Here is a 23250-nt window from a genome sequence, read left to right on the forward strand (position 1 = left end):
CTAACAAGGAGGTTCTAACACATGAATACTGCTAGCTCTCGACTTTATCATATATTGGATTGGATTACGAAGTTTGCCTATGTGAATGTATTGTGGATATTCTTCACATTAGTAGGTGGAATTCTCTTTGGCTTGTTCCCTTCTACAACCGCAATGTTTGCCATTACGAGAGATTGGTTGAGAGGAAAAACAGATATTCCTATTTTCCACTCCTACTGGTCGTATTACAAAAGAGAATTTATGAATAGTAACAAACTCGGAATTGTAATCGCTTTAATGATCGTGTTAATCGTTGTTGATTTTGCCTATATTCAATCCATTATGAATCACGATTTTCCCTGGATTGCAGTGCCACTATTTGCATCGATGCTACTATTTTTATTGTTTATGTTTTACCTATTTCCTGCCTTCGTACACTATGACATAAGCATCCTGCCGTTATTAAAAAATGCATTTTTAATCATGTTAATTAATCCGATACATAGCTTTTTCATTCTGCTCTGTCTCGTTTCTATCTATTTTGTGATGAGATTCATTCCAGCATTATTCTTTATCTTTGGTGGAAGTGTCTATGCCTTTATTACCATGTGGCTAGCCCTTCATGCATTTCAAAAAATTTCAAGAAAAAAAGCAGCATCCTAACCTCTGACTGCACCTCATCCCTCCCTAGAGATGAGGTGATTTTTTAAGACTATCCTTTCACAGCACTCGCTGAGATTCCTTCTACTACCTTGTTACTAAAGAATATAAATGCTAGTAGGATTGGCAAGACGCTAATGATCAAGGTTGCTCCAATTGCTCCCCAATCAGTCATGTACTGACCAATAAAGTTTTGAATCCCTACTGTAAGTGTCTTATACATATCAGAACTAATAAACGTATTAACAAACACAAACTCATTCCAGTTGTAAATCATATTGATAATGACAGTCGTTGACATTACTGGAGCAGTCATCGGTAAGATAATACGGAAAAACATCCGATTAATCGAACAACCATCAATTATTGCAGCCTCTTCGATTTCGCGAGGTAATGTATAGTAAAAACCTAGTAAAATCATAATTGTAATTGGTAGATTGTACGTTGTATAGGTGATAACGATGGACCATGGATTATCAATTAGATTTACATTTAAAAACATACTAAACAAAGGAATAATCGCTGAGTGAATGGGAATCATCAACCCAACCATAAATAATCCCAACACCAGCTTATTTAGCTTCCATTGCATCCTTGTGATCGCAAATGTCGCCATACTCGCAAATAACACCGTTAATAGAATTGCCATAGCCGTAATCCATAAGCTGTTCCAGAAATACGTTCCAATACCACTATCCCATACCTTCAAATAGTTTTCCCAACGTAATTCTGAAGGCAAAGCAAAAGGAGAGCCAGAGAATATTTCACGATTATCCTTTAGCGAGAAAAGGAATAGCCATATGATCGGAAAGATTTGAAACAACGCAACAATTCCTAAACAAAGGTATAGTATAAGATAGCCAACGCGCTTCATACAGTACCCTCCTTCTAATATTGAATTTCTTCTTTTGTCGCAGTAGCTTTTCGAACGATTACCGTCACAATTAGTGTAATAATTAACAATAAGAACCCTATTGCACTTCCGTAACCAAAGTCATTACTAGAAAAGGCTAGTTTATACATATAGGAAGCCATTACTTCACTAGCACCATTTGGTCCTCCACTAGTCATCACATAGATGAGATCAAAATATTTCAAAGAACCCACTACCGCTAATACAATGGTTACCTTTACAACTCCCATGATTAAAGGCAATTTAATACGATAAGCAATTTGTAGTGGCGATGCCCCATCTATTCTGGCTGCTTCGACAATTGATTCTGGAATATTTTTTAATGCAGCATAATAAATCAAAATATAAAAACCTGCATATTGCCATAAGATTGGTACGAATATCGCAAATAATACAACGGAAGGCTCAGCCAACCATGCAGGAGGATTTTCAATTCCAATTGCCATAAGAATATGGTTTAACATACCATTCGTTGGATTGAATACTTTTATCCATAACTGAGCAATTGCTACAGAGGATAATAGCATTGGGATTAGATAGATTTTTCGTAAAAGATCTGCACCTTTTATCTTGGAAGCTAATATAAGTGAAATCACTAGATAAATAATTAAACTAAGCGTAGAAAAAAATGCTAATAAAAAGGAATGCCAAGCACTTTCCCAAAATTTATCGTCTTGAAGTGCATTCCAATAATTTTCTAGCCCAATAAAATTCATCTCCCCGATACCATCCCAATCCATCAGCCCATAATACCCAGTTAAGATTAAGGGGACAAAGATTAGTATGGCGATTAACAGAAGTGCAGGAAGAACGTAAAATGCAATGATCCATTTATTGGACATAACTTTATTCATAACATTCAACCCCATATCGTATAAAGTAGAAAAGGACTTTCCAGATAGAAGGATAAGTCCTTTTCTTTCAGACTGGATAATTTCAAACCTTAGAAATCTATTAGTCTATTTGTTATTCAGCCGACAGAGCATCTTCATGTGCTTTCGTAAATTCTTCCGGCGTTACTTCATTCCCGAAAATAGCTTGGATCATATCTAAATGAACCTGTGCAGCATCAGGGCTCATTTGTACATCGGCAAATAATGTTAAGTTACTTGCTGAGTTAAGATCCTCTAATACATCGACATACATTTGTGGAAGATCTAAAGAACCTGCGTCTAGTTTAGTAGCTGGAATAACACCTGCTTGTGTTACAGATTTTTCGCCCCACTCTTGAACAAAGAATGATGCAAAATCTTTTGCCTCTTCCTTCACATCGGAGTTTTCTGCTACGAATAATCCAACTCCAGGACCACCAACAAAGCTGTTCATATCACCTTTACCGTCAACCGTTGGGAATTTGAAGTAACCTACAGAATCTCTAAACTCCTGTGGTACGTCTTCATTAGTTGTATAGTTTGGTAGATCCCATGTAGCAATTAAATACATGGCAGCTTGTTCATTCATAAACATGCTTTTTGCTTCCTCATCCGCTAAGCCATTGAAGCCCTTTACGAATGCATCCATATTTACTAAATTTTGAACTTCCTCAGCAGCTTGCACTAATGCTGGATCCTCAAATGTACCTGTACGATTAATGGCATTTGTTAGAACATCTGAACCGCCGATTCGATCCGCTAGGTACATATACCATAGTGAGCCTGTCCAACGATCCTTGTTCCCTAGTGCAATCGGTGCAACATCATTTTCATTCAATGTTTCAATAACTTGTTCTAATTCCTCAAGCGTTTTCGGTGCCTCAAGACCGTACTCTTCAAAAATAGCCTTATTATAGAAAACTGTTGCGATATTTAGCTCTAATGGTAGCCCGTAAGTCTTCCCATCAATTGCATAAGCTTCCGCTGTCCCCGAAACAAAGCTATCCTTTAAATCGCTTTCAATAATATCATCTAAAGGAGCGAACTTGTTGCCGTCTACATAAGGTTGTAAATAACCTGCAGCCCAAGTCATCCCCACGTCTGGTAATTCATCTGATGTCGATAATACTTGAATCTTATCCTTGTATTGTTCGTTGCTTAAAACCTCAAGCTCAACTTTCACACCAGGATTTTCATCTTCATAATCTGCAATGATCTCGTTAACAATTTCATTATGTGTTTTGGAACTGCCCTCTGGCCACAGATGCATAAACTTAATAACTTTTGAATCACCGTCAGAATCTGAAGCACTTTCACCACCACACCCTGCTAAAAGTAACATGGCAGATATAAGTATGGTAGCCAATAATGTAATCGCTTTCTTATTTTTCATTGCGAACCCCCCTAAAAGTTTTAAAATGGGTGCTTATCTCTAAGCTCATGTATAGAATAACAAACATCATTTTGTTTGTCTAGTGGATAAACAAAGTTTATAATGGTTTTATAAAATGGTATACTTAAATAAAAATGAAGCAGAGAGTGATGCAGTAAAATGATGAAAAACAAAACTTGGAATCAACATGTCGTAAAAAAAGAAAACAAATCTTTAGTATTAGAAGTAATTCGTACACACTCCCCCATTTCTAGAGCATCGATTGCAAATGATACTGGATTAAATAAAGGTACTGTCTCTTCTCTCGTAAGTGATCTCCTAGAGGATCAGTTGATATATGAATCTGGTCCAGGTGAATCTAGTGGCGGAAGAAGACCTGTTATGCTCCTATTTAACCAATTAGCAGGTTATGCTATCGGTATCGATTTAGGTGTTAATTACTTACTTGGAGTTTTAACAGATTTAGAAGGAAATATCGTTCTTGAAAAGCTTGTTCAATTTAATCATTTGTCCTATGAGGAAATAGAGATTGAATTATTTACTATGGTTGATTACCTAATGGAGAGTGCTCCGCCAAGTCCCTATGGCATTATCGGCATCGGGATCGGCGTACCAGGAACAGTTAGTAAAAGTGGTGAAATACTGCTTGCACCAAACCTTGGCTGGAAAAACATCGATTTAAAATCCATTATGGAAGATAAATATGACTTACCCGTTATCATCGAAAATGAAGCAAATGCTGGTGCGTATGGGGAAAAGAAATTCGGAGTCGGAAAAGACTTTAACCAAATCGTATACATCAGTGTTGGGATTGGTATCGGTGTCGGCCTAATCCTGAATGATGAATTGTATAAAGGTAGTAATGGTTTTTCTGGTGAGCTTGGTCATATGACAATTGAAGTAGGTGGCACAAAATGCCGATGTGGTAATGAAGGATGCTGGGAGCTTTATGCATCAGAACAGGCATTAGTCAAAAGTGCTGAAAATAATGGTCTATCTGCCAACAAGGAACTTACATTAGAAGGATTAATCACACTTGCTGAGGAAGGAAATGTACAAGCCATCAACTTATTTAATCAAATTGGTGATTATTTAGGTGTTGGAATTAACAACATCATCAATACCTTTAACCCACAGCAAGTAATCATTGGCAACCGGATGGCATTTGCCCAAGAATGGTTAACGGATCCGTTGAATAACCGTATACGTAGACAAACATTATGGTTTCAGCAACAGGATTTAGAAGTGAATTTTTCAGAGCTCTTAACACATTCAAGTGCTTTAGGTGTTGCGGCTTTTTCTGTTGAGAATTTTTTAATCACCATATAGACCTACTTTATAATACGCTTAATCGAGTTCAGATTAAGCGTACTCATAAAACTAAAAGAAAGCGCATTCAATTAAGGATGCCTGAGGAGGAGAAGCATGTTTACGATTCAAAACCCTATTTTAACCGGATTCAACCCAGATCCAAGTATTTGCCGTGCAGGAGAGGATTACTATATTGCCGTTTCTACATTTGAATGGTTCCCTGGTGTAGGTATTTATCATTCACGGGATTTGAAAAACTGGCGTCTAGTTTCCCGACCATTAAATCGGCTAAGTCAGTTAAATATGATTGGAAATCCAGATTCAGGTGGTATTTGGGCGCCTGCATTATCCTATCACGATGGCAAGTTTTGGCTTATATATACCGATGTCAAGGTGACAGAGGGACAATGGAAAGACTGCCATAATTACCTTGTAACATGTGATACCATTGATGGTGATTGGTCGGAACCAATTCATATGAATAGCTCTGGATTTGATCCATCCTTATTTCATGATGATGATGGTAGGAAATATTTCGTTAATATGTTTTGGGATCATCGGGTTGGAAACCATAATTTTTATGGAATTGTACTACAGGAATATAGTGTCGAACAAAAACAGCTCATTGGCGAGTCAAAAGTTATATTTAAAGGAACTGATATCAAATTAACGGAAGCGCCACATCTTTACAAACACAATGGCTACTATTATCTATTAACTGCAGAGGGTGGCACAAAATATGACCACCAAGCAACGATTGCTCGTTCTAAGGATTTATGGGGAGCGTATGAGGTTCATCCGGAAAACCCATTAATTACTTCATTTCCTAATCCTAGAAATCCATTACAAAAAGCAGGTCATGCCTCCATTGTACATACACATACAGACGAATGGTTTTTAGTACACTTGACTGGACGACCACTACCTAGAGAAGAGCAGCCCTTGCTAGATCCAAGAGGGTACTGTCCACTTGGGAGAGAAACTGCTATACAACGATTAGAATGGCGAAATGATTGGCCATATGTAGTAGGTGGTAATCAACCTTCTATAGTAATAGAAGGTCCGAACATGAAAGAGGTAAAATGGGATCAAGATTACAATGAAAAGGATGATTTTAATTCGGAAACATTGAATTTACATTTTCAAAGCCTACGTATTCCGTTAGGTGAGGATATTGCCTCTTTAACAGCTCATCCTGGCCATTTACGACTTTATGGGAAAGAATCCCTTACATCCAAGTTCACCCAAGCATTTGTGGCGAGACGTTGGCAGCATTTTAACTTCCTTGCAGAGACAAAGCTTTCATGTAACCCTGAATCCTTCCAGCAATCTGCTGGTCTCGTAAACTATTACAATACACAGAACTGGACAACTATCTCGGTGACATGGAATGAGGAAAAAGGACGTATTCTTGATTTAATGACGTGTGATAACTTTACTTTTGCACAACCATTGAAAGAAAATGAAATCATTATTCCAGATCATGTAGCATATGTCTATCTTCGCGTAGAAGTAAACACCCATACGTATGGATATTCCTACTCCTTTGACGGAAAGGAATGGATAAGCATTCCTATTGCATTCGAATCCTATAAATTATCCGATGATTATATACAGGGTGGTGGTTTCTTCACTGGTGCATTTGTAGGGATGCATTGTCAGGATACCTCTGGTAAGAATATGCATGCTGACTTTGATTATTTCACATATAAAAGCATTGACTAACTACGTATATAGACAGTTTCAACATAGCGGGGTTTATGTCCCCGCTATTTGCATCCAATTCAATCTTCCATTATAGTATTATCACGAAGGATAGATGGGAGTGTTCAAAACATTGATTGAAGTATATACAGACGGAGCATCAAGTGGAAATCCCGGATTAAGCGGAGCTGGTATTTACATAAAAGCCAGTGGAAAACATTATGAATATAGCTTTCCTTTAGGAGAAATGACCAATCATGAGGCTGAATTCCACGCCATAATAAAAGCATTAGAAGTATGCCAAGAAGTATTCCCTAATGAAATTCTATCATTTCGTTCTGATTCACAAACCGTTGTTAATGTAATTGAAAATGACTTTACCAAAAATAAAACCTTTCTACCACTTCTCGAAAAAATTCGGGATGAATCCAGGAACTTCCCTTATTTTTTTATTAAATGGATACCAGAAAAAGAAAATAATCATGCAGATAAGCTTGCTCGAAAAGCAATTCAAGTGCAGCGAAATAACACATAGGGCAAATTTGAAATCACAGAAAAAGCTACTAATACCCGTTAAGGATTAGTAGCCAGCATTCTTCTCTTATCATTAATGTAACTTCTCAACATCTGTGACGGTAAAATTATTCTTTTCTAAATCAACTTTAATCGTTTCCGCCAATTCTGCATCAACTTCATGAGGCAATACAATACATACTCTTCTGACATAATTCGAGTTGTTATTTAATGAAATAACACTTTGAACATTACAAAACTTGTTTACGACGCGTAACATTTTTTGTAAAGCACCCGCATACTCGATCGTCCCAATCGTGAAGGAGTAGCTACCATTATGAACACCCCAAGCATTTTCTAATACTTGAATAACATTTCCATTGGTCAAAATACCTAAAAAGTCTTTGGAGTCATTTACAACTGCTAGAAAAGGAAGCTTTTTAATCGAAGAGAATACTTTGAAAAAGGGATCATCTTCTTTTATGTACCCTTCTTTGTCAGAAATAAGCTCAGATAATTTTCCTACTAACGAATGATCAATTTCGTATTCCAACAAATCAACCTTATACACATTTCCTACGTACTTTTCTCCACTTTCATCGAGAACAGGAATACAGCGGTAACCGGAATCGTCGAATATTTTCATGACTGTCGCTAGGCTATCTGACTCTTTCACAAACACAACATCTTTCTTATTCACATAATCATTTTTAACTAGCATTCATATTCCCCCCAAGACGTTTAATGGGATACCATACAATGGCACCATTATCCCTTAACTCATTTTCCTATATTTTCAGCAAAATATCAATACTCTGATTTAGATTAGGTATCAATAAGCCACGAAAACTAAAAAAACTGTTAAATGGAATATACTATCACATCATTCCCATTTAACAGTTTCAATTAATCTAGAAGCTTATTCGTTTATTTCTTCTTCTTCAAATCCATATTCTTCCACTAAAGAATCCCAATGCTCAGCAGCAGCCTCATCCAATTCAAACGCTTCGGCATTCAAATCATCTACTTGCGTTTCTATTTCTAAAATTTCCTCTTCTGTTGCAGCAGGATCTATAAGGACAGTTAAGAATTCATGCTCTTTTTGAACAACCTCATACAATTTATTCGTTAAATCTAAACGCATTTGGTGATATTCCTTCGCCACATCCGATTTAACCTTTTGTGATTCAAAGTATTCCTTCATTTCTTCAACTAATGGTATTAAGCCATTTTCAAAAATTTCAATTGCTTTCGCTTCGTCTTCCATAGCAGCTGTTGAAATCTCGTCATACATCATTTCTATTTCATCGATTTTAGGATTTATCTCGTCAACCATTTTATTATGATATTCCAACACTTCATCTTCTTCCGATGAGCCACATGCTGCAAGAACCATCAACAATACGAATCCAGTAAGTAATAATATCTTTTTCATCCAAACAATTCCCCTCTTATTTTGATATGTCCATATGTATTTTAAACCAAAAACAAAAACTGTCAATTAGGCAAATTCTCCTAAATCAAAACCGCTAGTTATTTAGTCTTATATTTTGTCGAAATCTCGTCGAATTATAACGAACGCATCAAAAAGAAAGAAGGTAATCAAGTCTATTAATCTACCATTTTTTGTAAAAATAATGGGTATTCGGTATCATTTTTGGTAATTTTTTCATTTTCATAAAAAAACTTCCACCTTTATCTTGCATTAGGTGGAAGCTTTACTTGTACCCGTTCTCTTCCTTGGGAGTTAACAATAATGATACCTATCGCAACCAATACAATGGCAGCAAATATAAAGCCATTTAATGTCTCATTAGGAATAAATAGTGCTGACATACATGCCCCTGAAACAGGTACGATAAATTTATACATACTTAACTTGCTAGCTTGATTATATTTTAACAAAGAGTACCAAAGTGCAAAGGCAACTGCCGAGAGAAGCGCTGAATAAAGAAATAATCCCGTCCCAAATGGCGTAAACACGATTGCATCCTCTGATAATATTGGAAATCCAATTAGAAGCATGATTGCCCCACCAAGTAATAATTGCCAGCCTGTAATAGCAATTGGATGTATGCCTGTTGCTAGCTCTTTAGCCATGATTGTTGCCACAGCTACTGTTACACCTGAGAGAATCATAAAGCCCTCCCCATCAATATGGAAGGAAAATGATAGCTCTTCACCCCAATTGACCACTATAATTCCTAAGAATCCAGTAATTAATCCGATCGTTTTCCGCCAATTCATACGATCATTTCGATAGTAAAAATGCGCTAGAATAACCGTAAAAAATGCACCTGCAGACGATAGAATTGCTCCTTGCATACCCGAGACATTAGCTAGCCCGTTGTAAAAGAAAAAATACTGTAGAGAGGTTTGGACAATCCCTAATAGTGTTAACACTAAAAACTGTCTTTTCGTGATTAACAACTGTTTTCGATTACTTGCCAGAAGAAATACTAACACAAGAACTCCCGCTAATAAGAATCGCATTCCTGCAAATACAATTTTTGCTACAAGGTCATCGGGCGCCATTTGTAGCTCTTCATAGCTTAGCTTTAATACTGGAAAAGCACTTCCCCAAAGAATGGAACACAATACTGCAATTCCAATAACCGACCACTTATTTTGAAATATACCTTTCACCGCTGTCATCTCCCACAAAACAAGGTTGCATCCAAGTAATCATCTTATGTCAAAGTATTCAATTAAGCAAGACCAACGATTCGGTAAAAACAAACAAAAACAAAAGTGCCCTGCATAGAGACGTACGGACTGGACTGATCCGTAGGAGATAAAGGAATACGGTGACCGAAGGAAGTCGATGTTGACTGATCGTATGAAGGCGAGGAAAGTCCCGCTAGTCTCTGGGCGCCGGAGCTGGACGTGGCTTTTCCAGTAAATGAATGGAATCACTCCACAGATTTATCCTCTCTATACTTAAGATAAAAAGCCTCCATCCGAGATGGAAGCTCCTTATTCTGTATCATGATTTCAATCGGTAGTCGTTAGCGAATGAGTTTATCACACCAGTTGCCAGATTACTATACACACTGACTAGATTTAATTCATCCACTCCAAATTCTTTTACTCTTGCTGGAACAGTTAAATAAATCACGCCTCTAACATAACCTTGTATGGTAATCGGAACAGCTAAAATAGAATCCCAATCTGGTAACCCGTTTACCTTATTATCACGCTCTGCTTCATCCCAATTAATGGTATAAAGACCACGTTCCTCGTTCATAATGGAATTCACAATCGCTTGATTGAAAGAAATATTCCGTAGCCAGTTTTCTTCCTGTGCTTTTCTTCCATATGATTTGGTTATCTTACTATCTTCTATTAAAAGAATATATCCGACCTGTGCCTCTGTAATCTCGATGATTCTTCCTAAATAATAATACAACTTTTCTTCCATTGACATCGGTTTATTCATTAACTCAATAAGCTCCACCATTGCTAATACAGTTCTGGAATCTTTTATTTCATCACCAGACAGAATACCGGTTAGTTTATTGGCAGGTTTCGATTTGTTAGCGAAGTCCTGACTCCAAACCTGACAATTATTTCTACCGCTTTCCTTGGCAACATATAGCGCTTGGTCTGCTTTCTCAACAAGTTCTTTAACGGTTTGTCCATCATTCGGATAAGTTGATACTCCCATACTTACAGTCACATCAAACTTATCTCCAAGTAATTTTTGGGCAGCAATCGTTTTTCTCAAGCCTTCCGCAATCTCATACGCATTGTCTGAGTGAACAGCCGGTAGAATAATAATAAACTCTTCGCCTCCATAGCGACCAAAGTCATATTGCTGTTTTAGGTTATCCATGACAACGGAGGCTACTTTTCGTAAAACGCTATCTCCCACTTGGTGACCATAGCGATCATTAACTTGTTTAAAGCGGTCAAGGTCAAACATGATAATACTAAATCGTTCCCCATTTTTTCTTGACGATTCGACTGCTTCATGTAAGGAGTCATCTAAATATTTCCTCGTTAAGGAACCAGTTAATTTATCAAGGGAAGCAGAAATCTTCAATTGGTGCTTCTCCAATAATAGCGCAAGAAAACTACTAATTTCTTTGCAATTTTCCAGGCCACTATCATTAAAATTATTGGCTAATTTATCCGTTTCTAAATAAACATAGCCCAACAGGACATTCTTCTCTTCTGAACTTCCTTGTCGATTGATAATTGGAATGTATAAGCTTGCCCTTAAATCCTTTGATAAGAAATTAGAATCTACCTTGTTATCTCCCATCACGCCAGACAGTAATACTGGTTCCATGGTGGTACGAACTCGGTTAAATAGGAATAGATTTTCTGGCATTTCCATCTTATCATCGGTTGAAGCAAGCACCGTAAACTCATGCCGCTGATTCTCAGTTATGACAAGTCCACGAGTCGCAAGCGTTATGCCAGCAAGATAACGAATGATCATATCAATATTTTTAGTGGTATCAGCACTCAAATTCTTCAATAAGTCGGTAGTTTTACGTACCTTATTAGAAAACAGAGCTAAATGCTGATCACTAATGTACTGAAGGAATGCTTTATTCTGAATGAAGTACCCAATTTCATCTGCACCAATAATCTCGTCCAAATCTGCAATTGAATCGATCGAATAGGATCGATTATTACATGCCAAGGAAATCTGCTCACCTGTTAATTGATCATTCATTTCTTTCAAACGAATAAATCCTCTGCCAAGATTATGACGACTCACATACATGAATCGATATTGTTCAGGAACTTGATAAATAAGCGTACTTGCAACATCACTACCCTCTAAATAATAGTTAGCAGCGTCAAATAGCTGGTCTCGTTCATCATAATAATCACCCAGCAGTAAATTTACTTTTGCAACTAATTCAGGACTCTTTGATTTTTTGGCATATTCTAGACTTTTTCTTAAGCTCTCAACCGACTCATTGCCTTCTCCTGAAATACCCTTTGCATAATAATAGCTAGCTAGTAAATGGTCTGGTGTATCTGATGTAAGATAATCATTAGCTTTTAACATTATTTCATTGGAATAAGCTTTATTACCCTTTTGACTTAAAGCAATTGAAGCCATACTTAATGCTTTCAAATTAAATTCCTTACGTGGAATCTTTTCAATTAAATCTAGTATTGTGACGAGTAAATTTTCAACTTGATTAACATCTGCATTTCGCAGTCTGTTTATCGTTTGATAGACAATCGCTGCAAAGCTATAGATATTTTCTCTACCTTTATGGTATTCAACAATCTTTTGACTATATCTATCTGACTCTTCGTAATGCCCAATAGATTGGTATAATTCCATACTCGTATTATAGTAATCGAAAATATCAAGTCCTAAATCCGTTTCTCCACTCATTTTTTCTTCTATAAGCTTGTAATAGTAAAAAGCTTGTTCATAGTCATTCATTTCTACACTCACAAAAGCTAATGAGTTATATAGATGTACAATCGTCCGAGACATACCTACTCGTTCTGCCTTCTTCAATGCAAACTTATAGTGTTCAACTGCGGTTTGTAAGTCGTTTGTATTATGATATATTCCAGCGATATTACTTAATGCCTGAATTTCTGTTAATACGATCCCGTACTCTTCACTTAAATCTCTTGCCTTTACAAAATACGTCATCGCTGTTTCCGCATCACCTAGATAACCTTGATAAATAATTCCAATATTGTTCGTTGCACCTAAAACACCCTTTGTATATCCAGCTCGTTCCAAAAGGTTGATAGCTTGTTGATAGTATTTCAATGCTTCTGTTATTTTATTGTGCTGCAAATAAACAAATCCAAGTAATAGATAGGTATTACCCTTAATACGAGGGAATTCATCATCACATTCTGTTACAATACTGTGTAAGATTTTAGAAGACTCCTCTATCCGATTCTCAACGTTTAATAGAAAAGCTTGAAGTCTTCTGAATTCTAATCTCGACTTTTTATCTTCATAATTCGTAAATGCTTGCTCTACCTTTTGCATATACGCTTTTGTTTGTTCAATATCATATAGACTTGAATATACACCAGCTATATTCAAATAAACATGTACAACATTTTCAGCATGGTTGGTGGATATAGCAAGCTGTTCAGCGATATCAAAGGACTTCAATGAATTTTCCGTTTCATTTAGTTCGGAATACAACACACCTATCTCCATCAATAGCTTTGTCTTTTCTTCAATATCCTCCATCAAGGAAAGAGCCTTTTCTAGGTTAAGAATTTCCCCTTTTTTATTTCCCTCTGAAAGCATTTTGGAAGCATTCTCCAAATAATACTGCTTTGTTTTTTCCCAGTTTTTTGCTCGTTCATGATGAAAGATTAGTTCATCAGGAGGTGTATCTAATTCTTCCTCCAGTATGACTGCTGCTTCCATATGCTTTTTAATTCTTTCATCAGCAGAGATTCTATCGTAAACGATTTGCTTTAACACCTTATTGTTAAATTCAAATAAGTAACCAATATCAGATACTAACCGTTGAATGATTCCTTTTCTTGCAAGCTTAGCAAGATGCTCCTCAATATGTTCCATCGGTAGCTGTAAGAATTTCGTAATTGTTTCGATCGTGACAGGCTTGTTAAATATTGCAACTGCTTCAAGAATTTCTAGCTTTTGTTCAGTCAAGTCCTGCAATTGGTTAACAAGAGCCTGTTCAATACTATCTGGAATCTCCAATAAATCATAGTCTCTAGCAGAAAGATTTATACTCCACATTCCATTTTGTGGATTTACCTCCATAATATTTCGACTATAAAGATCCTTAATTACCTCGCTTATAAAAAGTGGGTTTCCAAATGAGCGAGAATAGATTCGCTCTGTTAACCGAACCGGTATATAGGATATGGCTAGAATATTCCGGATCATCTCACCTGATTGCTGTGTATCTAAACGTCTTAATCTTATAATCTCCGAGTTCTTCCGCCTTTTAAGGTTTTCAACGCTTTCTCGATATGCTTTATTTTCGTTATCCTCGCTACTCGCACCCGATAACAAAAACATCAGATTATTTTGTTCTAATATTTCTGAACATAAATAGTTTAACGTATCGAATGTAAAATCATCGGCTAGGTGAATATCGTCAATCAGTATTATTGCGGGCTTATTTTTGACACTTTCATTAATAAATCCACCAATACGATTCAAAATACGATATTTAGAATTTACACCAAGCGAGTTGTCAACTGTAGGCGATTGCTCTTGATCGACTAATTCTGGAAAATATCGCATAAGCTCTTCCTTGTATTTCTCAACCGTATGAATATCAGTTTCCACAATCATCTTACTTAAAATATCAATCCACATTTGCTTACTGCTACCTGTATCACTTAAACTAAAGCTTGCATAGACAGTTGCCTTTTGTAGCCCTAACAAAAACTTCATTTCCTTTAGAAAACGTGTTTTCCCAATCCCATCTTCTCCCTGAACTAAGAAAATTCGCTTACTGGGCTTATATTGTGATAAGTTCCCGAAGTTTCTGATAATAATATCGGTTTCCAATTCCCTTCCGACACTTTTCGTGTGGAATTGTAGCTTCTCTATCTCTTCTGTTTCTATTATAGAAAGCTTCAGGCCAAGACTTTCACCTAGCTTTGTTGTCATATCTTGAATAGAAGAAAATGGATAATCCTCTAACACTAACAAATCTTCTAAGATAGGGATTAATGCCTCCGTGATCCTCGAATTCGCTTGATCTAGTGAAGTATTTTCCTGCTTTAAAATCCGAAGTTCATCCCTAGGGTTTGTTATGTATGCTTTCTTACGTAGCATCGCCAAAAGGATAACCCCTAGTGCATACATATCCGCTTCCACATCAGGCTCATTGCCAGATAACACTTTAGGTGATTTGAAGTAAGAATCCTCAATCCCCTCATTGGTATGGATATGCTTATCTAATTCAACAGTTGCAAGATCCTTCAGCATCAGCTTGTAGCGACGATTTGATTCAACAACGAATATGTTATTTAAATTTAATTCACCATATATAAAGCCTTTTAAATGTAGATAATGCACAGCTGTACAAAGCTCGACAAATGCATCGAGAACTTGGTCAATTGTCATACTTTGAACAAAATCTACAAATGGTTCCTCTGTAGCAATATGGGCAGAAGTAAAGAAATAATTTTTATCCTGCTGCACTTTATTATCTATGTGCGAAATTGTATTGAAGTGAAAATTACGAACAATGCGCTTACTAGTCAAATTTTTAATCGCAATAAAAGAATCGGTGTAATAATCAATTAAGGATTGCGGTGTATATTCAGCATTTAGTAGACTTAGTCGAATTACCTTATTATCTGCTCGCATATCAACAGCTAAATAAGTTGAAACTAGTCTGTTCTGATGTAATTGCTCCATTATTCGATATCGGTTATTAATGACTTCCACTATTTTCACCTCTTAGTCATAAAGACTTCGTTTTAGGAAAATCAAAAAATGGCTATCCAAAGAACGATAGCCAAACATTCTAAAAAACGTAATATTTTGGCAGCCAGGCTATCATGGGTATGTACACCGGTAGACCCTTGGCTTTGCGTCCTATACTTTCGAATAGTTTGCCCTTTTCTCAATCTATATGGATATTAAGGTCATATTCACTACTACTTAATACCTATTTTACACCACTTCTATGATTATTCAATGATTAAAACAAGTTTTATTTTTTAAAAATGTAAAAAAAATCAAGTCTATTTACACTACTTTTTAGCTTACATATTATAACACGCTCCTACTGAAATTACAAAATTTTCAAAATTATAATTCTAGCAATTATTTTCCATCTCATACGAAGCAAATAACACCCTTGTCTAACCTTGTTATGGTAAGGTAACAGTAGGAAACTTTGAGAGGAAAATAGGATGAAAACAACTAAAAAAACCTTCATTTGGTTACTTATTCTAATCATTACGATCATCTGGGGATATGCATGGGTATTGATGAAGGCATCCCTTCAATTTGTAGGTCCATTCACTTTTTCTGCACTTCGTTTTGGAACAGGAACGATTACTCTATTAGTTATTCTTGTAATCTTAAAGATTAAACTTCCACCAAAACAGTATGTAAAACCACTAGTGGTTGTTGGCTTGTTACAGACAACGATTGTTTTTCTTTTCGTTATGTATGGACTTCGATTTGTCGATGCTGGGAAATCTTCCATCATTCTCTACACGATGCCCATTTGGAGTAGCTTATTAGCAGCTAAGTTTCTTGACGAAAAGCTAACTCCTAAAAAGCTAATAGGACTTATAGTCGGAATGGTTGGCTTAGTACTTATTATTGGATGGGATTTCTTCCAAGCACAAAGCATCGATACGATTATTGGAGAATTACTCATTGTTATCGCTGCAATTTCTTGGGGAGCTTCCAATGTATATTACCGATTACGATTAAACCATCTTCCCAAATTACAAGTTTCTGCTTACCAAATGTTTTTTGGAACAATCGGTATTGTTGTAGCAGCTATGATAATGGAGTGGGGGCAACCAATTAATTGGAATGGTCAAAGTATATTTTATATTCTTTTTACTGGTGTATTAGCTTCTGCTTTATGCTTCACGATATGGTTTGTCATACTGAGTAAAATTGATATGGTATCTGCAACATTATCCACCTTACTTGTACCAGTGTTTGGATTGTCCTTTAGTTGGCTAGCACTAAGTGAAGCAATTACACCAAGTATTTTATATGGTTCTTTCTTTATCATCGTAGGAATCACGATATCACAACTTACCGGAAGAAAAAGAAGCAATGCTAACCCATAATTAGCATTGCTTTTTTTAACGTTATTAGTATGAATGAATGATTAGAAAAACAATAATCCAATTGATATCGGAATGAAGCTCCAAAACAGAATCATCACACAGAATCCCATAATATCACGAACCTTTAATCCTGCAATGGCCAGAATTGGTAACGCCCAGAACGGCTGAACCATATTCGTCCAAGCATCTCCCCATGCAACCGCCATGGCTGTTTTCGCAGTATCCACATCTAGACCAATGGCAGCAGGAATCATGATATCGCCTTGAATTGCCCATTGGCCACCACCTGATGGAACAAAGAAATTTAAGATACCAGCACTGATAAAGCTTAACCACGGCAATGTAAAATCATTTGAAATATTGACAAACCACATCGATAGTTGATCAGATAGACCGGAGCTAATCATCATACCCATTATCCCAGCATAAAAAGGAAACTGAACGATAATGCCTCCTGCATTTTTAACAGCATCTGTGGCACTATTTAAAAAGCGACGTGGTGTTCCATGAAACAGTATTCCGAAGAATAAAAAGATAAAGTTCACAATGTTAATATTTAAATTCAGACCATTTTGAACAAAGTGATAAAGAATGAAAGCTAATCCTAACAACCCAATTAAAATCGAAATAACTCTACTATTTTCTAATCGCTCAGCTGGTGTACTTGTTTTTTCCTCTGCTTCTTCTACTTCTTCCTCTTCTATTACAGAAGCTTGGAGGTTCAACAATTCTGGATCAATTTCTCCTACGTTACGAGTTGGTCTCATCAATAGTCTATTTAACAACGGTAGGGATATTAGTAGCGTTCCGACAATAAACAGATTATAACTGCTAAATAGTGTCTCTGTAACAGGAATAATTCCCATCGTTTCTTCCAGAAAATGACCTTGTGTTGCAATGGTTAATGGAATAGAACCTGAAAATCCACCATGCCATAATAAGAAACCACTATAGGCACTTGCCATCAATAAACGATAATCAACTGATGGTACTCGTTTTGCAACGTGAATAGCCAATAGCGCCCCCACCACTAATCCAAAGCCATAATTTATTAAACAAGCAATGGAAGCAACAAATGTTACTAATAAAATTGCTTGCCCTGGTGTATTTGCTAGCTTACTAATTTTACCTAATAACCTTTTTACGATCGGACTATTTGCTAAAATGTACCCCGTAACCACTATCAGAGACATTTGCATCGCAAATTCTAGTAAGTTCCAAAAACCGCCTCCCCAAAATTCAACCATTTGAACTGGTGAATTATCAGTAAAAACGATACCAAGGATAAAAACAATAAATGTAAGAATAATTGCAAAAAGAAATGCATCTGGTAAGTACCTACGCACCATGCGATCAAAGAAATTCGCAATCGAGCTCAGCATATCCTATTACCTCCTCTTTAATAGATTAGATGTAGTATATTGTATTCGTTGGAGTAGGAATTATTCTATGAATACACTAAATAATATAACCAAAGAATGATTCGTCCATATGTTAGATTAAATTATTCCAATAATAATAGCAATGTATCTACTATAGGATACATTGCTATCAGGGCTGCTCCTTTAATAACCGAAGACTTTAATAACGCTTATTATGATGAAACAAACCAAATTGGTAACGTAATAACACTTAGTAGTGTACTAACAAAAACAGTAGAAGCTACTAGATCTGGTTCGACATCAAATGCTACCGAAAACATGGTTGTATTTGATGCTGTAAGCATTTCGGATACGATAATAATCACCGAAGCTAAAATCGTATCTTCAATACCCATCAAGTAAACAATTTCAAATGCAAGTAAAAACAAACTTATCAACTATTGTAGATAGCTACTACAGTTAATAAGTTTGTTAATAGAATTTCTATGTTTTTTACGATTACGATGTTGCTTTGCGTTTTTTACGGAACTTACTCCACAATGGTAGAATTAATGCAAGTAGAGCAAGACCTAATAGTACGGCACTAATTGGTCGAGTGAAGAAAATGCTGAAATCCCCACTAGACATTTGTAGCCCTCGTCTAAATTCTACTTCTGCAATTGGTCCAAGAACCAATCCAAGTATTACCGCGGCTAATGGAAACTTCATTTTATCTAAATAAAATCCAATTAGTCCAAATAAAAGCATAATCCATATATCAAATATAGAGTTACGAACTGCGTATGTTCCAATTACACAAAAGATTACAATGAATGGCCCTAATACTTTGTATGGAACCTTCATTATTTTTGAGAATATACGAATAAATGGTTTAGACAAGACCAAGATTAATAGATTGACTAATAATAATGAAATAAAGATTGTATAAACTAAATCTGGTGAATCCTTAATTAACATCGGACCTGGTTGCATTCCGTGCATAACAAATGCACCTAGGATAATGGCAGTCGTTGCACTTCCAGGGATTCCAAGTGATAGTAATGGAACCATCGCGCCCATCGCCGCAGCATTATTTGCTGATTCAGGTGCTGCAATCCCTTCCGGTACTCCTGTACCGAATTCTTTCGGATTTTTAGACCAGCGAGTTGCTTCACTATAGCTCACCATCGAGGCTGTAGTAGCTCCAACACCAGGTAGAATTCCGATTGTAATACCTAAAATAGAAGAACGAAGAATCGTACCTTTAATTCGATTAAAAATCGTACTATCAAATATTTTTGTCTTAAACTTTTGCATTTGTTGCTTAATCGTATGATCTTCTTTACTTTTTCTTAGAACCTCCGATACAGCGAATAAGCCAATTAAGACTGGGATAAGATCAATACCACTTAATAGCTCTAATGAACCAAATGTAAATCGCTCTGCTCCTGTCATCGGATCCATTCCGATTGTTGCAATAAATAATCCTAATGCAACCCCAATAAAGCCTTTAATTAAATCACCACCACTTAGTGATACAACAACTGTTAGTCCAAGGACTGCTAATGCAAAGTATTCCGGTGAAGAAAAACTAAGTGCAAACGAAGCAAGTAATGGTGTTAAGAATATAAGACATAGTACACCAAGTGTACCACCTGTAACCGAACTAAATATTCCAATACCTAATGCTTGGCCCGCTTTTCCTTTTTGGGCCATCGGATAACCATCCAGAACGGTTGCAACCGCTTCTGGTGTTCCTGGTGTACGGAAAAGTATGGCACTAATCAGGCCAGAAAAAACAGATGATGCATAAATAGTTGTTAATAATATAAAGGCTGGAATAGCATCTAATCCATATGAAATTGGAAGTAAGATAATAACAAGCATCGTACCACTAATTCCCGGTAGGGCTCCACCCAGGAATCCTATTAATGTTGCAGCAAATAATATTAATAAAGGAATTGGTTGAAACATATTTTCAATCCCTAATAACAATCCTTCAACCATTATTTACACTCCTTTCTCTACATCTTTCTTAATAAATCCAGAAGCTTAGTGTATGGAAAATCCCAATTCCTCGTGGGAATGGAATTCCTAAGACATAGATAAATAATACGACGAAGATAACCGTACTAATAACCGTTGAAAGTATTAGCATCATCTTCTTTCTCATTCCTAGAAGCCAAGCTGTAAACAAGAATAAGAGTGGCGTAGCAAAAAGGAAGCCGATAACCTGCAATAATGCAACATAGATGGCCATCGCAATCAAAATATACCAATGACTGCCCTTTAGCCCTTCATTAGCTCTTCCTTCAACTTGCGGTAGTTCTTCTCCATCATCCGTATTTTCATCTGAAGCAATAGCACTTTTTTTGCTTTCTAGTATTGTTTTGATTACCTGAAGAATACCCATGATTAGCATAAAAACTAATATAATAGTTGGCCATTCTGCTGAACCAATGATGGTAGATGTTCTAGAATCTGGAATTTGCAATGCAATAACTAAGAAAAACACAGAAAACAGAATTGTAATAACGCCCAATACCAAATTTGATTTCATTCTGCATTTCCTCCTTAAAAGAGGAGGGGGGATAATCCCCCCTCTTCCAAAAATCACTATTCTTTATTATTCAATCTCTGCAATGATTTCTTTATATTTCTCAATATCTTGTTCTAATTTTTTCGTGAAGTCTTCAGAACCCATCCAACCATCACGAAGGTTTAGATAAGAATTAGCAGCGTATTCTTGATACTCTTCAGATTCCATTGCTTTTTTAGCAGCATCTTCTAATAAATCAACAATTTCTTGTGGCGCATCAGCAGGAATCATTAGATAACGCTCAACACCATCCGTTAAATCCCAACCTTTTTCAACTGTAGTTGGAACATCTGAGAAGTCCTCTAAACGTTCTTCAGCAAAGAATACTAATGGCGTAAATTCTCCCTCTTCGATGTAAGAAACTGTCGGGCCAACTTCCTCTAAAATTACATCAATATGTCCACCTAATAGATCAGAGTGCATGTTTCCTGCACCTTCCATTGGGATATAATTCATGTCAACGCCAGCCTCTTTAATGAAACGACGTGCTGTAATTTCATCAATACCCATTGTACCAACTGCACCAAGATTCACTTCACCAGGATGTGCTTTTGCATATTCAATCAACTCATCAATGCTTTCAAACGTACCGTTTTTAACTTGTAGTGCATAAATATCACTTTGAATACGTGCAATCGGTTTCACTTTATCTAAACCGAACTGGTTTGTTCCAGCTGCAGTAGTTACCGCATAAGCAGAGTCACCGATTAGTGTATAACCATCTGCATCTTCTTGCATGGCATTTTGCATTGCAATAACACCAGATCCACCTTCTTGGTTAATAATATTGAAGTTTGCACCAAGATCCTCAGCCATTAGGTTTGTAATCGTACGTACGAAAGTATCTGTACCTCCACCTGGTCCGTGACCAACATAAACTTCAATATCTCTTTCTGGATAATCTTCTGTAGAAGCTTCTTCATTTTTAGACCCTGAGTTTGAGCATGCTGTCAAAACAATAAGTAATAAAGCGATTAATCCTACAAATAATGATTTCTTTTTAAACATTCGGTTTTCCCCCTTGGAATAGTTGATAGTATGTTAAATTAGTTTGAATAACCATTCATACGGACAGTCATTTTTATTGCTTCTTTTGTAGCTCCTGCATCTGCTTCACCTTTACCAGCGATGTCAAAAGCTGTGCCATGAGCAGGTGTTGTCAATGTAATTGGTAGTCCACCACTCATCGTGACACCTCGATTAAAGCCTAGTAATTTCATTCCAGTTTGTGCCTGATCATGATACATTGCTAATAGGCAATCAAATGGATCTTTTTCCAATCGTAAGAATAACGTGTCTGCTGGATAAGGCCCACTAACATTAATGCCTTCTGCTTGCATTTCCTTAATTGCTGGAATGATAAAGTCAATCTCTTCATTTCCTAGCATTCCACCTTCACCAGCGTGTGGGTTTAAGGCAGATACAACAATTTTGGGATTATCATAACCAGCGGTCTTTAATGTTTCATTAGCAAAGCGGATACGCTGAACAATTTTTTCCTTCGTAATGTTTTCGCTTACATTTTTCAACGGAATATGTGAAGTTGCACGCGTAACCCATAAAGAATTCATTACATTGACTTCACTAAATCCTTCCTTACATTCTAGTAGGTCTGCAAAGAAATGTAGCTCATCCTGGAAGTGATGTCCTCCACGGTGTAAAGCTTCTTTATTTAATGGCGCATACATAACTCCGTCGATTTTCTTCGTTTTTGCTAAATCTAGTACATACTTTAGAGTCTCTCCAGTTACTTTCCCTGAATGAGGTGATAGCTTCCCTAGCTCATATTCACTAGGATCTAAGTTTTCTAGATTCACAAAATAGATTGTTCCTTGATTTCTTTCTGCTTGGTCAACATCCTCTATTTCAACCAAGTCCAAATCTGCCCCCGCAATGGATTGGCCTTGTTGAAGGACACGCTTGTCTCCCACAATAACCCATGTTGCTAATTCTCGAATCTCTTGATCTTGAAATGCTTTAACAATTAATTCTGGACCAATACCAGTTGCATCACCTAAAGTGACACCGATAATTAGGTTTTCATTTTTCAATGTAGCGTACCTCACAATCGTTGTTTTTTCTAAACCTTCATTAGGTGTTTCTCAATAAAGCGGAAGTTTCTGTGATTTTTAAACATAATAGCAAGTATTAATATTCAAATTCGTATGCGTTTACATTTT

Annotated in this window: 17 protein-coding genes, 1 pseudogene and 1 riboswitch; of the genes and pseudogenes, 5 read left to right on the forward strand and 13 right to left on the reverse strand. The window is 36.5% G+C overall.

Going from position 1 to position 23250, the window contains the following annotated elements; translation table 11 throughout:
• Positions 1-21 precede the first annotated feature (21 nt).
• Positions 22-642, forward strand: a complete 621-nt coding sequence (locus ABC228_RS17725) for a YesL family protein (RefSeq protein WP_345826514.1) — start codon at positions 22-24, stop codon at positions 640-642.
• Between the two features lie 49 nt (positions 643-691).
• Here ABC228_RS17725 and ABC228_RS17730 read toward each other — a convergent pair whose 3' ends face one another.
• The 3 genes from ABC228_RS17730 to ABC228_RS17740 all read right to left on the reverse strand — a co-directional run bounded on the left by ABC228_RS17730 (position 692) and on the right by ABC228_RS17740 (position 3817).
• Positions 692-1513 carry a carbohydrate ABC transporter permease gene (locus tag ABC228_RS17730; RefSeq protein ID WP_345826515.1) on the reverse strand — a complete coding sequence of 274 codons (822 nt, stop codon included), beginning with the start codon at positions 1511-1513 and terminating at the stop codon, positions 692-694.
• Between the two features lie 14 nt (positions 1514-1527).
• Positions 1528-2406 (reverse strand): carbohydrate ABC transporter permease, encoded by an 879-nt coding sequence (locus ABC228_RS17735; RefSeq protein WP_345826516.1) that lies wholly within the window; start codon positions 2404-2406, stop codon positions 1528-1530.
• A 112-nt stretch (positions 2407-2518) separates the two neighbouring features.
• Positions 2519-3817, reverse strand: a complete 1299-nt coding sequence (locus ABC228_RS17740; RefSeq protein WP_345826517.1) for an extracellular solute-binding protein — start codon at positions 3815-3817, stop codon at positions 2519-2521.
• A gap of 159 nt (positions 3818-3976) precedes the next feature.
• Between ABC228_RS17740 and ABC228_RS17745 the strand changes: the two genes are divergently transcribed.
• The 3 genes from ABC228_RS17745 (at position 3977) to ABC228_RS17755 (ending at position 7367) form a co-directional block, all read left to right on the forward strand.
• Positions 3977-5146 carry an ROK family transcriptional regulator gene (locus ABC228_RS17745; RefSeq protein ID WP_345826518.1) on the forward strand — a complete coding sequence of 390 codons (1170 nt, stop codon included), beginning with the start codon at positions 3977-3979 and terminating at the stop codon, positions 5144-5146.
• 96 nt (positions 5147-5242) lie between these two features.
• Positions 5243-6853 (forward strand): glycoside hydrolase family 43 protein, encoded by a 1611-nt coding sequence (locus tag ABC228_RS17750; RefSeq protein ID WP_345826519.1) that lies wholly within the window; start codon positions 5243-5245, stop codon positions 6851-6853.
• Positions 6854-6965: 112 nt separating this feature from the next.
• The gene (locus ABC228_RS17755) at positions 6966-7367 is read left to right on the forward strand and encodes a ribonuclease HI family protein (RefSeq protein ID WP_345826520.1); all 402 of its coding nucleotides are present in this window, start codon (positions 6966-6968) and stop codon (positions 7365-7367) included.
• A gap of 72 nt (positions 7368-7439) precedes the next feature.
• On the opposite strand, the gene cbpA is transcribed toward ABC228_RS17755, so the two are convergent.
• From cbpA to ABC228_RS17775, 4 genes are all read right to left on the reverse strand, one after another.
• Positions 7440-8066, reverse strand: a complete 627-nt coding sequence (cbpA, locus tag ABC228_RS17760) for a cyclic di-AMP binding protein CbpA (protein WP_345826521.1) — start codon at positions 8064-8066, stop codon at positions 7440-7442.
• Positions 8067-8264: 198 nt separating this feature from the next.
• The gene (locus ABC228_RS17765; RefSeq protein WP_345826522.1) at positions 8265-8780 is read right to left on the reverse strand and encodes a hypothetical protein; all 516 of its coding nucleotides are present in this window, start codon (positions 8778-8780) and stop codon (positions 8265-8267) included.
• Between the two features lie 260 nt (positions 8781-9040).
• Complete coding sequence (locus ABC228_RS17770) at positions 9041-9991, reverse strand: DMT family transporter (protein WP_345826523.1); 951 nt, start codon at positions 9989-9991, stop codon at positions 9041-9043.
• A 340-nt stretch (positions 9992-10331) separates the two neighbouring features.
• Complete coding sequence (locus ABC228_RS17775; RefSeq protein WP_345826524.1) at positions 10332-15737, reverse strand: diguanylate cyclase; 5406 nt, start codon at positions 15735-15737, stop codon at positions 10332-10334.
• Positions 15738-15832: 95 nt separating this feature from the next.
• A riboswitch (cyclic di-GMP riboswitch) is annotated at positions 15833-15919 on the reverse strand.
• A gap of 288 nt (positions 15920-16207) precedes the next feature.
• Here ABC228_RS17775 and ABC228_RS17780 point away from each other — a divergent pair.
• A complete protein-coding gene (locus ABC228_RS17780; protein WP_345826525.1) occupies positions 16208-17110 on the forward strand; it encodes a DMT family transporter in 903 nt (300 codons plus the stop codon).
• A 41-nt stretch (positions 17111-17151) separates the two neighbouring features.
• On the opposite strand, the gene ABC228_RS17785 is transcribed toward ABC228_RS17780, so the two are convergent.
• The 6 genes and pseudogenes from ABC228_RS17785 to pdxA all read right to left on the reverse strand — a co-directional run bounded on the left by ABC228_RS17785 (position 17152) and on the right by pdxA (position 23121).
• Entirely contained in the window at positions 17152-18492 is a 1341-nt protein-coding gene (locus tag ABC228_RS17785) for a short-chain fatty acid transporter (RefSeq protein WP_427902239.1), read from the reverse strand.
• A 212-nt stretch (positions 18493-18704) separates the two neighbouring features.
• Positions 18705-18836: pseudogene (locus ABC228_RS19125) on the reverse strand (AEC family transporter); the annotation flags it as partial.
• Between the two features lie 154 nt (positions 18837-18990).
• Entirely contained in the window at positions 18991-20478 is a 1488-nt protein-coding gene (locus ABC228_RS17795; RefSeq protein WP_345826527.1) for a tripartite tricarboxylate transporter permease, read from the reverse strand.
• A 28-nt stretch (positions 20479-20506) separates the two neighbouring features.
• The gene (locus ABC228_RS17800; RefSeq protein ID WP_345826528.1) at positions 20507-21031 is read right to left on the reverse strand and encodes a tripartite tricarboxylate transporter TctB family protein; all 525 of its coding nucleotides are present in this window, start codon (positions 21029-21031) and stop codon (positions 20507-20509) included.
• 66 nt (positions 21032-21097) lie between these two features.
• Positions 21098-22078, reverse strand: coding sequence for a Bug family tripartite tricarboxylate transporter substrate binding protein (locus tag ABC228_RS17805; RefSeq protein WP_345826529.1), 981 nt, complete (start codon positions 22076-22078; stop codon positions 21098-21100).
• A gap of 38 nt (positions 22079-22116) precedes the next feature.
• The gene (pdxA, locus tag ABC228_RS17810) at positions 22117-23121 is read right to left on the reverse strand and encodes a 4-hydroxythreonine-4-phosphate dehydrogenase PdxA (RefSeq protein ID WP_345826530.1); all 1005 of its coding nucleotides are present in this window, start codon (positions 23119-23121) and stop codon (positions 22117-22119) included.
• Between the last annotated feature and the right edge of the window lie 129 nt (positions 23122-23250).

Source organism: Ornithinibacillus xuwenensis, assembly GCF_039614845.1.
Classification (GTDB): Bacteria; Bacillota; Bacilli; order Bacillales; family Amphibacillaceae; genus Ornithinibacillus; species Ornithinibacillus xuwenensis.

What these genes read in the sequence shown, in the direction of transcription:
- ABC228_RS17730 (WP_345826515.1), bottom strand. Translation starts at nt 1,513, where the DNA reads ATGAAGCGCGTTGGCTATCTTATACTATACCTTTGTTTAGGAATTGTT.
- ABC228_RS17765 (WP_345826522.1), bottom strand. Translation starts at nt 8,780, where the DNA reads ATGAAAAAGATATTATTACTTACTGGATTCGTATTGTTGATGGTTCTT.
- ABC228_RS17800 (WP_345826528.1), bottom strand. Translation starts at nt 21,031, where the DNA reads ATGAAATCAAATTTGGTATTGGGCGTTATTACAATTCTGTTTTCTGTG.
- ABC228_RS17785 (WP_427902239.1), bottom strand. Translation starts at nt 18,492, where the DNA reads ATGCTGAGCTCGATTGCGAATTTCTTTGATCGCATGGTGCGTAGGTAC.
- ABC228_RS17750 (WP_345826519.1), top strand. Translation starts at nt 5,243, where the DNA reads ATGTTTACGATTCAAAACCCTATTTTAACCGGATTCAACCCAGATCCA.
- ABC228_RS17725 (WP_345826514.1), top strand. Translation starts at nt 22, where the DNA reads ATGAATACTGCTAGCTCTCGACTTTATCATATATTGGATTGGATTACG.
- ABC228_RS17745 (WP_345826518.1), top strand. Translation starts at nt 3,977, where the DNA reads ATGATGAAAAACAAAACTTGGAATCAACATGTCGTAAAAAAAGAAAAC.
- ABC228_RS17740 (WP_345826517.1), bottom strand. Translation starts at nt 3,817, where the DNA reads ATGAAAAATAAGAAAGCGATTACATTATTGGCTACCATACTTATATCT.
- ABC228_RS17780 (WP_345826525.1), top strand. Translation starts at nt 16,208, where the DNA reads ATGAAAACAACTAAAAAAACCTTCATTTGGTTACTTATTCTAATCATT.
- cbpA (WP_345826521.1), bottom strand. Translation starts at nt 8,066, where the DNA reads ATGCTAGTTAAAAATGATTATGTGAATAAGAAAGATGTTGTGTTTGTG.
- ABC228_RS17805 (WP_345826529.1), bottom strand. Translation starts at nt 22,078, where the DNA reads ATGTTTAAAAAGAAATCATTATTTGTAGGATTAATCGCTTTATTACTT.
- ABC228_RS17795 (WP_345826527.1), bottom strand. Translation starts at nt 20,478, where the DNA reads ATGGTTGAAGGATTGTTATTAGGGATTGAAAATATGTTTCAACCAATT.
- ABC228_RS17735 (WP_345826516.1), bottom strand. Translation starts at nt 2,406, where the DNA reads ATGAATAAAGTTATGTCCAATAAATGGATCATTGCATTTTACGTTCTT.